Source organism: Thainema salinarum CENA647, from assembly GCF_057732415.1.
Map to the genome: position 1 here is coordinate 80,443 of NZ_JBYJZJ010000002.1, position 13,228 is coordinate 93,670.

The 13,228-nt window shown below is 61.3% G+C and carries 15 protein-coding genes; 14 read left to right on the forward strand and 1 reads right to left on the reverse strand.

Annotation, left to right across the window (positions count from 1 at the left end; genetic code table 11):
• Positions 1-665 precede the first annotated feature (665 nt).
• Together AC286M_RS00435 and AC286M_RS00440 are read left to right on the forward strand one after the other, a co-directional pair.
• Complete coding sequence (locus tag AC286M_RS00435) at positions 666-2,015, forward strand: RepB family plasmid replication initiator protein (protein WP_488202499.1); 1,350 nt, start codon at positions 666-668, stop codon at positions 2,013-2,015.
• 152 nt (positions 2,016-2,167) lie between these two features.
• A complete protein-coding gene (locus AC286M_RS00440; protein ID WP_488202500.1) occupies positions 2,168-2,293 on the forward strand; it encodes a hypothetical protein in 126 nt (41 codons plus the stop codon).
• Positions 2,294-2,296: 3 nt separating this feature from the next.
• Here the strand turns inward: AC286M_RS00440 and AC286M_RS00445 are convergent, their stop codons facing one another.
• Positions 2,297-3,223 (reverse strand): PD-(D/E)XK nuclease-like domain-containing protein, encoded by a 927-nt coding sequence (locus AC286M_RS00445; protein ID WP_488202501.1) that lies wholly within the window; start codon positions 3,221-3,223, stop codon positions 2,297-2,299.
• A 297-nt stretch (positions 3,224-3,520) separates the two neighbouring features.
• On the opposite strand from AC286M_RS00445, the gene AC286M_RS00450 reads away from it, so the two are divergent.
• The 12 genes from AC286M_RS00450 to AC286M_RS00505 all read left to right on the forward strand — a co-directional run bounded on the left by AC286M_RS00450 (position 3,521) and on the right by AC286M_RS00505 (position 13,204).
• Positions 3,521-4,471, forward strand: coding sequence for a hypothetical protein (locus tag AC286M_RS00450; RefSeq protein WP_488202502.1), 951 nt, complete (start codon positions 3,521-3,523; stop codon positions 4,469-4,471).
• Positions 4,472-4,534: 63 nt separating this feature from the next.
• Complete coding sequence (locus tag AC286M_RS00455; RefSeq protein WP_488202503.1) at positions 4,535-5,536, forward strand: recombination directionality factor; 1,002 nt, start codon at positions 4,535-4,537, stop codon at positions 5,534-5,536.
• A 769-nt stretch (positions 5,537-6,305) separates the two neighbouring features.
• Positions 6,306-6,533, forward strand: a complete 228-nt coding sequence (locus AC286M_RS00460) for a hypothetical protein (protein ID WP_488202504.1) — start codon at positions 6,306-6,308, stop codon at positions 6,531-6,533.
• Positions 6,526-6,975 carry a bactofilin family protein gene (locus AC286M_RS00465; protein ID WP_488202505.1) on the forward strand — a complete coding sequence of 150 codons (450 nt, stop codon included), beginning with the start codon at positions 6,526-6,528 and terminating at the stop codon, positions 6,973-6,975. The genes AC286M_RS00460 and AC286M_RS00465 overlap by 8 nt, the downstream gene beginning before the upstream one ends.
• A 751-nt stretch (positions 6,976-7,726) precedes the next feature.
• The gene (locus AC286M_RS00470; RefSeq protein WP_488202506.1) at positions 7,727-8,182 is read left to right on the forward strand and encodes a hypothetical protein; all 456 of its coding nucleotides are present in this window, start codon (positions 7,727-7,729) and stop codon (positions 8,180-8,182) included.
• A 46-nt stretch (positions 8,183-8,228) separates the two neighbouring features.
• Positions 8,229-9,323 carry a carbon-nitrogen hydrolase family protein gene (locus tag AC286M_RS00475; protein WP_488202507.1) on the forward strand — a complete coding sequence of 365 codons (1,095 nt, stop codon included), beginning with the start codon at positions 8,229-8,231 and terminating at the stop codon, positions 9,321-9,323.
• A gap of 428 nt (positions 9,324-9,751) precedes the next feature.
• Positions 9,752-10,222, forward strand: coding sequence for a ParB N-terminal domain-containing protein (locus AC286M_RS00480; protein WP_488202508.1), 471 nt, complete (start codon positions 9,752-9,754; stop codon positions 10,220-10,222).
• Positions 10,194-11,090 (forward strand): hypothetical protein, encoded by an 897-nt coding sequence (locus tag AC286M_RS00485; protein ID WP_488202509.1) that lies wholly within the window; start codon positions 10,194-10,196, stop codon positions 11,088-11,090. Before AC286M_RS00480 ends, AC286M_RS00485 begins: the two co-directional genes overlap by 29 nt.
• Positions 11,041-11,496 carry a hypothetical protein gene (locus AC286M_RS00490; RefSeq protein ID WP_488202510.1) on the forward strand — a complete coding sequence of 152 codons (456 nt, stop codon included), beginning with the start codon at positions 11,041-11,043 and terminating at the stop codon, positions 11,494-11,496. The genes AC286M_RS00485 and AC286M_RS00490 overlap by 50 nt, the downstream gene beginning before the upstream one ends.
• A gap of 95 nt (positions 11,497-11,591) precedes the next feature.
• On the forward strand, positions 11,592-11,969 hold the full coding sequence (locus tag AC286M_RS00495) for a PRTRC system protein E (protein WP_488202511.1): 378 nt from the start codon (positions 11,592-11,594) through the stop codon (positions 11,967-11,969).
• Between the two features lie 11 nt (positions 11,970-11,980).
• Entirely contained in the window at positions 11,981-12,310 is a 330-nt protein-coding gene (locus AC286M_RS00500) for a PRTRC system protein C (protein ID WP_488202512.1), read from the forward strand.
• A gap of 564 nt (positions 12,311-12,874) precedes the next feature.
• A complete protein-coding gene (locus AC286M_RS00505) occupies positions 12,875-13,204 on the forward strand; it encodes a hypothetical protein (protein WP_488202513.1) in 330 nt (109 codons plus the stop codon).
• The last annotated feature ends 24 nt before the right edge of the window (positions 13,205-13,228 follow it).

Sequence of the window (13,228 nt, forward strand, 5' to 3'; positions counted from 1 at the left end):
GCGGTCCTCACCTGGCTGACCACGTGCAACGCGTTTGCACTAACGGCGTCAAGTTCTGAAATGCCGATTTCCGGAATAAGCGAGTGTGTTTTGTTCATTCAGCAACTTTATCAGGAAATCACTATTTTTCGGTGAATCTCACTGACGTGCTGAAAAGCAGAGCCAAGCATCCAAATGGGTGTTTCAAGCACCGCCACGCAAGCCACTTATCCACAACTGACTTGTTCAACTATTTCAAGGTCACCCGTCTTGAGGAAGTCTTGAGATAAGTCTTGAATACATTAAGGCTGTGGAAAACCTATATAAGTTATTGATTTATATAGGTTTTTTTTGATGATGTGTCCGGGCTATCCGTCTAACTGTCCGGGCTATCCGTCCAAGTGTCCGCTCCATACGTTCAAGTGTCCGGGCTGTCCGTCTTCGAGGGCATCAGCTAGAACGCGCCCACGCTGAGCAAGCGAAGTCGGGAAATCCTTGCCGATATCGGAAAAGAACGCCCTTTCTGGCCTTGTCCAGGCAACGTGGAACGCTGAAACTTCGCCAAGTGTCCGCGTTATCCGTCCACTGCAGAAAGGTGAATCGGGCCCAACTCGATTCAAGTGTCCGCGCTGTCCGTCCTTCGTGGGATACCCGGAGAAGGTTTTGAGGATATCATCTGTCCAGCTATGGCAAACATATCGGACACATTGGAAAACCGCCAGCGGTTGGAAACCACACTCACTAAGCCGAATGAGCTTCTGGTGATGGTGCCAATTGCCGGCAAGCTCAGCCCTGTCTCGCGCAAGCTCTTCAATGCGCTTCTACTTAACGGTGGCGATGTATATCGTCAGCGCTTGCAATCCGGGGCGCCAATGCTCGCTGAGGAGACGTTCGAAGCTAGGCTGAGTGATCTGGTCGCTCATCTGCCGGGCGATGCGTCGGACTGGTCTAGCAACGCGAGTGCACATCTGCTCGAAATGCTGCGCACCGAGGTTGTCTGGCAGTCCATTGACCGAAATTCGGACACTGCGGAGTGGGGCGCGATGAACTTGCTTTCAGAAGCGTCCATCATCAAGAAGGGAAGGGCGCTGCATGTGAGCTGGGCCTTTCCTCCACGTGTTCTCGGCGCCCTGAAGGACCCCGCGTTCTTCACCCGGCTCGATCTCGAGGTGCTCGGGGCTCTTCGCAGCTATGCCGCCATCGCTCTCTATGAGATCTGTTCGCGCTACAAGACGAACCCCACTGGCCTCACTTGCTCTCAACCACCCGACTGGTGGGTAGAAGCGTTGACCGCGCGAAGTGTGCGTTCCGCACCTCAGAAGTCCCGTGGAAAGAACAGCGCGCTTGCAGAGCAGGAGGCAAAGCCCAAGCGCGAGTGGCGCAAAGTGAAATCCGAGTCAGTTATCGATGCCATCGAAGAGATCAACACCAAAACGGACCTAGAGATCGAGTTGATCGAGAAGCGCGCAGGCAAGGCCGTCGCCGAGGTTCAGTTCGCGGTCCGCAGGAAGAGGAGGGCGCTGCCACCTGGTGAAGGCGTCCCGCCAGACATCCTTGAAAAAGCCACCGGTCTGGGCGTTTCCGTCTCTGACATCGCCACGATTGCCCGAGCAGTGCGCGGGGGCCATGATGTTCTCAGGGCAGCGATCACGAAGCTGGCGGACCGCGTGGCTCGTGAAGACCTGACCCCGCTCTCAAATGTCACGGCTTACTTGAAGACCATCCTCGGTGAGTTGGATGAGATCGTGGCAAGTGACCCCCAAACGTCGCCGACATCGATGCCTCGCGCAACGGAGCAATCATCCTTTCCCAAACTGCTGCATTCGATGTCCGAGACCAAGATCGTCGACGCCGTTGAGACACTGCAGTCGGTTGCACGGCGCCAAGTCGAAGCACTTCCTCGAGATGAACAGGTCGCGTTGGCCAAAGTAGCCTTTGAGCGCATGAAAAGAAAGGGGGATTGCGACAGCGTCAGTCGCGCAAGCGTTCGGGAAATACCTCGGCGGCGGGCCGCTTGCCGGTGTGCTGCTCGGTGAGATGACCAGGCGGCACCTTGAGGCCTCGACGCCGGCCCAGTTGATCGAACCATGAGAGTCACTGCCGCAGTGAAGATGGCAGTTCGGTGCAAATGCTCTTGGAGCAGGGCTTGAAGCTGCTCATCCGCAAGCGCGGACACGAGTCGATTTAGGTGATGCCGCGCTTTCGCTTCCGCGACGTCCCAGAAAGCCGCGATCGGCACGAAGAGGGCGCGACAGAAGGAAAAGCCACTGGCGCACCAGGCAATGCTGATGCTATGGCTAAGCGTGCTCGCTGATTCTCAAATTGCCGAATGCCCGGCCACCCAGGCGCGCGTGGGCGTGAACTGTTGCCAGTGCTCGATCTCGATCTCGCCGTCGCTGCTGAGGTCGGGCCAGTGCCCGGTGGCGGCACAGGCCTTGTAGACCGCGAGGCATTCCTGGAACTTCTTCGCACCGTTGGTGAGAAAGGAGTTAGTGGCAGATAGCGTGTGCACCGAAAACGGCTCGTTGCTTTCGGCAGCGATGAACACGAACGGCTTGGTGTCGCTCGTACCCTCGTATAGGGAGCGGCCAAGTGAATACATGAAGGCCTGCAGGTCGTAGTCGAATTTGACGGCATCGCGGCTGAACATGTTCACGCTGGCATGGCGAGTGGATTTCAGGTCGAACGCCATATCCGGGTGATAGATGTCGTGGCGCATACGCAGCCGCAGGCCGGTAGTGGGCTCAGTGAAATAGATGCTCACCTCGGTCATCGACTCCTCAATGAAGCGGCCCAGCGGGCGACCCTTGTAGGGTGTCTCACGCACCTTGTCGGCCAACTGCCGCGCCGCCGAGAACGTCGGCTCGTCCACCACCAGTTTGAGCGCGTTGGTTTCCACGAATTCGCGGTAGGCCTTGGTCGTGGGGTGGACTATCTCGGGGTACACAGCCACTTCCTGGCCCGCGAGATGGGGCTGCAAGAGAAGCAAATGCAGCAAGGTGCCGAAGTCCTTGGCGTCGCTGTCGCTGTGCGTGGCGGTCAGTGCAGTCTGGAAATGGGCGGGAGAGACGAGCAGGGGCTTGAGCAGCGAACAGCTGAGTGCGTCCCGGTCAGAGTGGTAGAGATGCGCTGGCAGATCTTTGAACAAAAGGCAGTCCTGCGCGAAGCCGGGCAGGGGGCGAGCCTCCTCGGTGGCCGCGGCAACAAGATCAAGAGCGGTGCTGAAATCGGTGAAGGTTTCCATGTGGCAAGGGTAGAAAGTCTTTTCACCATGAAAACACGGGAACCACGAAAGTCAAGCCGAAGCGCCGAGTACATGCTCACTCGTCCGAGCAGCCATGGGACTCAACTTCAGATTGAGATGCTCAAAAGGAAGCATCCGTAGCATGCGTGCAACTGGAGGTGGATTCGTACCTCCAGATTGCAAAACGACACGTGGAGAAAAGTACAACGGAGCACGCTCAACGAGACGATTCAGGCCCAAAAGGAGGGCTTGAATGGTCGCTGCCGCGTGATACCTTCAATGGGAGGAAAGCCCTAAATGAACGTACCCAGCAACGCACAGACAACAGGAATGCACACACACCCAGTTCTTGTCCAAGCCAAATGGCAAGTGGAGCTTGACTACGCCATCCGGCGCAACGATGACGCAGGCATGTGGGATGTGGTCGCGCGCCAGGATGACCAGGAGAAGGCGCAGGAGGCGATGGCCACGCTTGTCTCTCGACTTGCCTATCGGGTCGACGGTCGTGCGCGCTTCGCAGAGATGTTCTTGCTGCCCGTCATCGAACCCGCAGCGGGGGATGTGATCTCCAACGAGAAGAACTGGAAGGCGGCGAGCTTTGCCATTGGTGAGGCTTTGGACGGATGGCTTCCCAAGAAGGTAACCAAGACTGTCTTCAACGGCATTCGTCCCTTCGACTGGGTGGGAACCTGGCGACCTGAAGTCTTGCGCAGCCACTTGCACCGCACGCTGCCAGGCAACGACCAGGCCAAGCTGACAACAATTACCGAGGCGATCGACTATCCGGATTCGGCACCGCGCCTGGGCTTTCTGTGCATGGTGCTGATGAGTCAACTCGGCTGGCCGGCGCTGCCTGCCCCAAGCACCATCGCAGACAAACGCCTTCGCGACGTGGTGGGATTCGCGCTGCAGCACACGCAGCACTCGGCACCGCCATTGGTGCTCACGCCCGATAGAGTTCAGTTCGCCGTGGTGGATGGTGTATGCCTTTGGCTTTCAGAACTTGATCAAACGAACAAGATTCTTGGCTGGAGCGCTGCACCCATCGCTACTTCTGCCGATGTCATCAAGATCGCCTTGCGTCTCGACCGCGAGAAGGTGCCTCTTACCCAGTTCACGTTACGAAAACACCAGATTGGCTTGCGCGGTGTGAACGATGTTCTGCAGGTGCTGGCCTCGCTGGCGCCGGTCTTGGATGTGCCGTGCGACGGCAAGCAGCCACCCCGGGACCTCGGCAAGCGCCATTGACAGAGCAGGCTTTCGTGCTTTCATGGATCGAACCGATTCAGGAACCACCGAAGGCCCGTCCACATGAACCTCAAGACCATCGCCATCACCCCCTTCGCCCAAGGCATCATCAAGGTCGACTGCGAAGGCGGCGATGAACCCGGCACGATCCGGACTCGACCTGGGATGGTCGTCTGCGCGCGCCATCACGAAGCGAGCGAATCGGGGGCGGTGGCTCCTGCGCTTGCCAAGCACCCGATCCAGGACCGACTGATGGAGCGCGAGGCGAACCGGGAAGCCAACGCCATCGTGGAAGTGCCGGTGAAGATGTTTTTCAACAAGACCGACAACGCCATCACCGCGAACTACCGGGCCTATGACACCGGCACCGGCGCACCGCTGTGCACAGGTGATGGCAAGAATGCAAGGCGCCAGAGCGAGGCGGGCGACTCCACGCAGACCATCACCCAAGTGCCTTGTCCCGGGCCAGATCGCTGCGCGTTCGCCCAGGCGGCAAGCAACGCCTGCAGGCGGCAAGTAAAGATGGTCGTGCAGATTGACGGCCAGGACGATCTGCTCAGCGTCTTCGAAGTGCGGTCTTCCTCGATCAACAACTTTCGCACGCTCACCGCGCAACTGCGAATGATCGAGCTTCGCTTCGCTGGCCTGCGGCACGTCCCGCTGAAGCTGCAGATGTGGAAGGCGAGCAGTGTGGCCAGCAACTATCAGCCGTTCGATCTGCTGCGGCTTGCGATCAACGCCGCGAGTGACGCCGATGCAATGACATTGGTCAAGCAGGCCCGTGATGCTGCCAGCGCACAAGGCCTGATTGACGAGTTCGATGAAGTCTTTGCGGGCGCTGCGGGCGAGCAAGACCCGATTGAAACGCTGAGCGACGACTTCCAGCTGGTCAGCGACTTCTACGAACCCACACGTGTCACGCGGCGAGTGGCGCAGCGGCAGAGTGAATCAGCAACAACGACAGAGGCCGCGAAAGAGTCAGCGGGTAGCGTGATCGCGGATGCGGTGCGCCGCGCCAGCGAGAGCCGAGCAAAAACGAGCGAACCCGAAAGCGTCGAACCATGAGCCAAGCAAATATCACCCGTCTCGTCGTGGGCGAGGCGTTTACGTTGAACCTGGGCAAGGCTGTGGGACAGGGCACGAGCGCGTCCTGACCTCACCAAGACGCTGCAGTGGCGAGATGGAAAGTGGCAAGGCACCACAACGCTGTTGAGCCGCATCAGCCCGAAGAAGCACTCCAGGCTGCTGGTGCTCAAGGCACGCGGCACCAAGCCGGTAACGACCCGCGTCACTACCCTTGCATGCGCTGCGGTGGCGCTCGCGCTGGCTGGCATCGCGATTGGGGTGCTGTTGCGCCAGGAAGAGCCCGCCCAGGCATCGCTTTCCCCGCAAATCAACACGAGCCGGCGGCGTTGCCAGTGGTCAAGATGGGCGAAGGCGTGCGCACGCTGGACGAGCCGTTCCAGCCCAATGGGCAAGACAAGCTGCTGGTCATCCAGACCCACGAAGGGCCGGTGCCCCAAGCAAATAGCGCAGGCCTGCCGATCGGCGTGCCCGCGGCGGCTGCGCAGCCCGACCAGGTCGCGGCCTTGCCGATTGGGCTGCCCAAGTCCGAGCCATCGCCGTTGCCTTCAAACAAGCGAGCAGACCCAGTTGCGCAAAGCGCGAAGACACCGAGTAGCGAGCCCCCAAAGGCGACCAAGGAGGCAGCCAAGGCGTCCAACGAACCAAAGCCTCCAGCCGTGATCCTGGATGTGACGGAAGAGAGGGCTCACAAGCCAGGCGGGCCAGCAACCTCAGTGCCCCCGCAGGTGCCAAATCGGCGCCGCCCTCATTGGGCGATCCGAAGGCAGCGCCAGCGCAACAAAACCACTACAGGCAGGGGGCTGCTCAGCCCGATGGCACGCCGGACGGAAAGTCCGCTGTGTTCACCGACGCGGAAACTCGCCTGCCCAAGCAATTCAAGATTGGCGACAAGCTGCCCAGCGGCGACACGATCAAGAGCATCGATGTCAAGCAGGGCAAGGTCTTCGCCGGCGCGAAGGAGTGCAGCCTTGCGTAACCAGTCCAACAATGAAAGCATCGCGCCGGGTTCCAAGTACGAAGGAACGCTGGAGTGTGAAGGCGGCGTCGTCGTCGAAGGCATCGTCAGCGGCACGCTCTCGGTGAAGGGCGGCCCCCTGGTTCTCATGCCAGGTGGTGTTGCGCGCGGCATGCTCGCGTGCGACGGCGATGCCTATCTGTTCGGGACCATTGAGGCTGAGCCCGGTGGAGTGCGCGAGCGAGTCTGGACGCTTTCGGTGCGGTCTTCCTCACCGAGACCGTCAATGCAAAGGCCAATATCACGGCCGGCGCGTTCAAGACCTTCGAAGGTTCCGCGAGTGGATGGGCGCGTCGAAGAGGGTGAAGCGCGACTGAGTCGAGCGAGGGACCATGGCGTTGATCTCTCCGAGATGGATGAAGCAGGTGTTCGCGGACCGGGGGGTGATGACGACTTCAGTTGAGGCGTGCGCGGCGTACGCCGATAGCCTGGATGCGGATGTGGTGCAGCGCAGGCCCTATTCGCAAAGCTTCGGCGCATCGAAGGTGGCGTGAGAGAGCGCGGGGGAGATTGACTCGTTGCTCGCGCTCATCCGGTTAGCAAGCCATGCCAATCGAGTGACGAAAGACACGCTGCAAGCGCCCGCGCCCGCGCCGCGCGCTGTCAGCCAGGTCGGGAAAGCAATCCGGGCAGAGCGTGCAGGAGCGCAATCGAGAGAGCGGTCAGGACCATGGTGGTACGACGCTGGTGTGCATGCGGTTGGAAAAGGCGGCGTTCAAGATCGAGCTTGAACAGCGCAGGGAAGACCAACCCGATGGCGGGCAGTTCACGGTTCAGCTGGAGTTCCCGAGGCGAAGGGTGCACGCGCTTTCGACTGGGTCAACAAGATAGGGTTTCAGTTCACGCGGCGCGAGTTGCCACTGTTGGGCGCGATGCTGATGGGCTGCGCCGGGGATGCACTGACCTTCGCGAACCACGGACCAGAACAGGACAAACGACTGGAGTTGCGACAGCAGGGCGGTCGCTTGTTCGTGAAGTACGAAAGGGCGTGCGCGCCATTGCGATTGCCGTGGAGCCGGCCGATGTATACAGTGGTCGGTGATCGTGCTGACGGCGCTAAAGAATCAAACCGACCTTGACAGCGCGAGCATTCTTGAGATCCTGAAACGGACCGGTGCAATGCACGTTGCACCAACGAATAAACGAAAGACGTTATGAAGATCCATACCAAAACCAACATGGCCCGTGCATTTGCCGGTGCCGCAGTCATTGCCAGCGCGTTGCTCGCTGGATGCGAATTCCCTGGCAGTAGCACCCCGGCGCCGAGCATCGAACAAGTGAAGGCATGGCGCATGAAGAACGGGACACAGATGGCGCACAAGATCACCTCTTATGAGGTCACCGATCTCAGCTGTGCCAAGGCACCCAAGGAAGAGATCGAGCGGATCAAGGCTGGCTACAAGGCCCTCGGCAGCAATGCGGATGAGGCGATTTCGAGCTACGCGAAGTGCAGCTACACCATCAATGCAGAGTTTGAAGGCGTCACGGTCGGGTTCGTGACTGGCAAGAGCTACAAGGTCACCGGCTTTCGAATGACCGATGAAATGTGGCTGCTGGGTGCACTGAAGGGGCAAGGACCCGGAATGGCAAGGCAAACAAGGCGCGCCTGATGCCTTGCGAGCCCCTCGATAGCACGCACGCGTGAGTTGGATCGGCGTGAGTAGCCAGTTTCAGGAGACCTTTGATCCGGTTCCGAACGGGGTCATCAGGTGGTTGTTCCGTACCGGAGCACAAGGCACAGGCGGCGGATTGCAGATGACAGTGACGGCGCTTGTCGCCGCGGCTTTCATCGGGGCCGCGCTGAGCGCGCTGGCGTGGGGTCAGGGCCGGGCACCGGCAATGGCGGCGCTGCTGCCGCTGCTGCTCGCGCTGTGCCGTACCCGCGCGCAGGCATTCATGCTCGGCGCCGGGTATTCGCTGGCCATCATGCGCCATCCGCCCTCGTTCGTTATCGAGTGGCTGCGCGAAGGCGTGGCCTTCGGGGTGGCCAGCATCATCGTGTATGCAGCCATAGCAGGCGCAGTCTGGTCGCTGGGATGGAGCAGATCGGCAAAACCCTGGCGTATGGCCCTGGCAGTCGTGATTGCCTGGCTGGTGGCGTTGCTGCCGCCCGCAGCCGTCGTGTTGCCAATGCACCCGTTGATCGCTTGGGCCAGCATCCTTCCCGGATCGTCCTGGCTCGGAGTGGTGCTGTCTGTGGCCGTGCCCGCGAGCATGGTGTACTTGATCGCACGCCAGCAGCCCGCCCCGATGCAGCTGCTCGTCACCTTACTGGTGCTGAGCCTGGTGCTGGGAGCGATAGGGATCGCGCGCGATGGGAATTCGAACGGGGATGCAGTGGGCGTGGTGGGCGTGACAACCGAGTGGGGCGAACAGACGGCAGATGAGGCCATACGTCGCCGCATGGCGAGCATGGGGCAGCTTGCGCAGGATCTGACCGTGCAGGCCGGCCCGGACACCGTTGTGTGGCCTGCTGCAGCCGTGGGGACGTACAGCCCGGCGCTCTACCCCCAACTCGATGCAATGCTTCTTGACGGCTCGCAGGAGCGGTCAGACCCACGTCATCGGAATGCGCCTGCAAGGGCCGCATGGGCTGCAGGAGAACGCCCTGGTGGCCTTCTACCCCGATGGCAGGTCGGCGCGTGCCAAAGCGCGACAGACCGCACCTTGGAGCCAATGGAATCTTGGTCAGGCAGTGGAAAGCGTATCGGAGCACGCAGGGCGCGGCAATGTGCTGGCGCTGAGCCCTAAGGCGCGCGCGGCTGTGCTGTTCGGTCACGAGGAGTTTCAGCCCTGGCTGAGCCTGTTGAGCGAGGCGCGTGCGGCGGTCGAGGTGTACGTCGCGGTGGCCGATACCGCCGTAGGCGGTGAAGACGCCTCGGCAATCCAAAGCCGGCATTCCATGGCTATGGCCCAGCTTTTTGGACGGGCGTACGTCAGGGCAGAGAACCGCCCCCAGCCGGCGCCGCGCCCATCGTAGGTTGCGCGCGCCGGCGCGGCACCGCCAGCTCGGTGCGTGCTGAGCCAGGTCGATAGCGCCGCCTGGCCGGTGGTCCTAGAATGGCCGCAACCCCTCGCTTTTGTGAGGACCGCGCGCTTCGCGTGCGCAACAAACCAACCCTCTCTGGGATTCTTCGAGTCCCTTAGCGGGCCGTGGAATCCCTTTTTTTGGAGATTCCATGGAAGTTACCAATACCCCTGATGCGCAAAGCCGCCTCATCCCTGTGTCGCAGGTGATGGAGGGCTTCAACTATCGCCGCCGGTACAACCCGGAGAAGATGGCCAGCCTGCGGGAAAGCATCAAGGTGCAAGGACTGATCCAGCCCGTGGTGCTTCGACAGCTCGCCGACGACAGCTTCCAGCTGATCGCTGGCGGCCGCCGCTTCAAGGCGGTGGTGGCAGAGTTCGGCCCCGAAGCGAAGATCAAGGCCGAAGTGAAGGTCATGGCCGACGCCGAGGCGACGGCGGCCATGCTGGCGGAGAACAACGAGCGCGAGGATCCCTCGATCATCGAAGACGCCGAAGGCGCCTCTCGCATGCTCGGGTTGTGCAAGGGCGATCGACGAAGAAGCCGCACGCCGCCTGGGCTGGAGCCGCGCCAAGCTCGATCGCCGACTTGCGGTGATGAACGCAACGCAAGAGGTGCGTGACGCCTACCTGAATGACAAGATCATGGTGGGCCACGTCGAGATCCTGGCTGCCCTTCGCAAGGAGGTGCAGGAGCGGGTGATCGCTGCACTTCTCAAGGCGGACCAGAAAGGTCACGGTGGAGGAGCTCAAGGCCATGGCCGAGGTCTCCCTGCAGAGCCTGAATGCGGCCATTTTCGACCGCACCGAGTGCGGCTCCTGTCAGTGCAACACGGGCATGCAGCAAGCGATGTTCGAGACCTCGTTCAGTGGCTCACGCTGTGCACGAACGAGGAGTGTTACCAGGGCAAGACCGAGGCCGAGCTGCAAGCGCGCGCCAAGGCGTTGACCGAAACCTACCAGGTTGTGCGCATCGTGCGTCCGGGAGAGAACGCGACACTGGAGCCCCTGCGAGCCGATGGTACGAAGGGCGTCGGCGAAGCTCAAGCGAAAGCGTGCCGCACCTGTGGTGGGCTACTTCGGCGCGTGCGTTTCCGCAGTTCCGGACAAGCTGGGCCTCGTCTACAAGGACGTGCTGCTTCAACAACCTGCAACGACGAGAAGGTGACGGCCAACGCCAAAGCCCTCAAGGACGAGCAGGACGCAGCCAATGCCGCCCAAGAGCCGACAGCGAACCCGCAATCCAAGGAAGCCTCACAGGCGACCATTGCGAGCGCGGCGAAGCCCAAGGCCGGGAACTCGACGACGCAACCCAAGAAAGTGGTGGCAAGCGCCGAGCCCCGTGGCGCGGTGGAAGGAGGGACGCCGAGACCATCTGGCGTGCGGTGTTCAAACGAGCGGCTGAAAAGCTTCCCGTGCTTCAAAACCGAGCACTGCTCTGATGACCCTCGCGCTGCATCGCCCGTCCGACATGGACCGAATCGCAAGTAGCGGGGCCATCGAGAAGGCGCTGGGCATCAAGCTGAAGACCGAGACCAACACGCACGCGTTGTTGTCCTCGATCCTGGGCCTGGAGCAGAACGCGCTGGCAACGGCGCTGCAGCACCTGGCGGCCAACGTGAGTTCGAATGCGCCGATGAGCGACGTCACCGGCTACCTCAAGGCGCTGGACATCAAGATCGAGCAGTACTGGAAGCTCAACGAGACCTTCCTGGACATCCTGACCAAGACGGAAATCGATGCCGTGTGCAGCGAGATCGGACTGGCAGATGCCGCGGGTAAGCACTACGACCGGCTCAAGAACGGGCCGAAGAAGGACTTCGTCAAAGCCATGCTGGCCGTCGAAGGCTTCCAGTACGTGGGTGCCGTTCCGGCGCTGATGCGCTGGGGCAACTAAGTCCGCCTCACCAGAGGAAGTCTCAACAACAACTCCCGACGGGAACCCCTTCCCGTCGTGGGAAGGGGCCTGTCACATCTCTTTCGAGAAACGACATGAACCTTTTTCAACAATTTGCTCCCCTCGTTGCCGCTGGCGTGACGATCCAGATGAAACTCTCGGCGAACGGCCAGAACATGCAGCTGGACCTGATCCCGGTGGCCAAGGAAAACAAGGCAGGCATCACGCTCACGCCCAAGGCGCTGGTCGCTACTGCGGCCGAGCTGGATGCGCGAACTGCCGGCTTTCCTGGAGAGCTACCTGGCAACGCAGCTGACGATCAGCGGGCTGATCGAACAGTATCAGGCCGAACTCAAGGCAGCGAGACGCGGCCAAGGCTCTCGCCGATCAGGCGAAGGCAGCGGCGGCGGGCAAGACGGCAACCAAGCCGGGTGTCATTCCGAGCGCGCCGGCCAAGAAGCCGCGCGATATGAGCGCAGGGCTCATGACGGGTGACGATGACGAACAGGAAGACGGGGAAGCTGCCCGACCATCAGGTTCGACCCAAGAAGCCGGGCAACGGGTGGGCGCTGGTGGCGATGGTGTTGCCACCGCTACTTCCGGTTCGCTTGACGCATCGCTGTTGTGGGGGAGGTCGACCATGGAAGTGATCAACCTGACCCGTAAGTACCGCTACAACTCGCTGACGCTGCCGGACCCGAACGAGGCGATGACCCCGGATCAGGTTCGTCGAGTTCTCAACGCGACGCAGTTCCCCGAACTCAACAACGCGGTGATCGAGGGACCTGTGACCGAGAACGGTTTGGCCACCTGAGGAGTTCTCATTCGTGCCGCCGGCGCGAAGGGGCGCGAGGAGGTAACTGCCAGCCCCGCCCTGGAGGCCCGCGCGCTGATCGAGAAGGCGCTGTGTACCAGCGGCGCCGGCAACAGCGCTGCGCTGCCTCAAGCGAGGCTCGACGGCTCAGACGCAGTCGCCGGCCGACTCTCTGCTGTGCTCACTGCTTCCCAGCGGCGCGGCAAGGCGATCAGCACGCCTTCCAGTGCCTTCGGCATCTGGGGCTGATGAGCTGCAACCACGAGGCGTCCATGGTTCTTCCGATGGGCGTCTCATCTACAACCCGTTGACGTGAAAAAGTCGACATCCCGCCCTGGCCACAAGCCACGGCGGGTTTCTCTTGCCCTCGCCGCGGCGAATTGAGGACGTACCGGGGCCGGTGGTGAGCCACAAGCTTTGACGCGCGCTTCGCCCTCGGCGAGAGTGCGTTCCGGTCATCGCATCACGCGATCTCGTGCACCGGTTACCCGGCGCGCCATTACCAACCCATTGGGAACCAGCTTCCCGAATGGGGAAGTGGGGTTTCCCATACCTGGAGACCCCATGGAAACCTTGGAACTCGCTCCTACCCCGTCTGCGGTGCAGGGCTGTTTCGCACTTCCCGCGCTCTCCGAGGAAATCCCCTTCGCCTTGGAACAAGCGACAGAGCGCAAACGCGTTCTGGCCCGACTAGCGCTGGCGGGAGAAGCTGGCGGCCTTGCGCTGCCAGGCGGGATGATGCACACGTTGGAAGAAGTGGTGGCCCAGCAATGGTCCAGCTACACCGAAGCGCTCACCCCCCGCGCCGGAGAGGGAATGAAGGGCACGCCCACCTTTGTGGTGACCGACGAGCAACTTCAAGTTGTCATCGGGGCACGCCCGCGGACATCCTGACGGATCGCCTCAAACCCGTGGTAG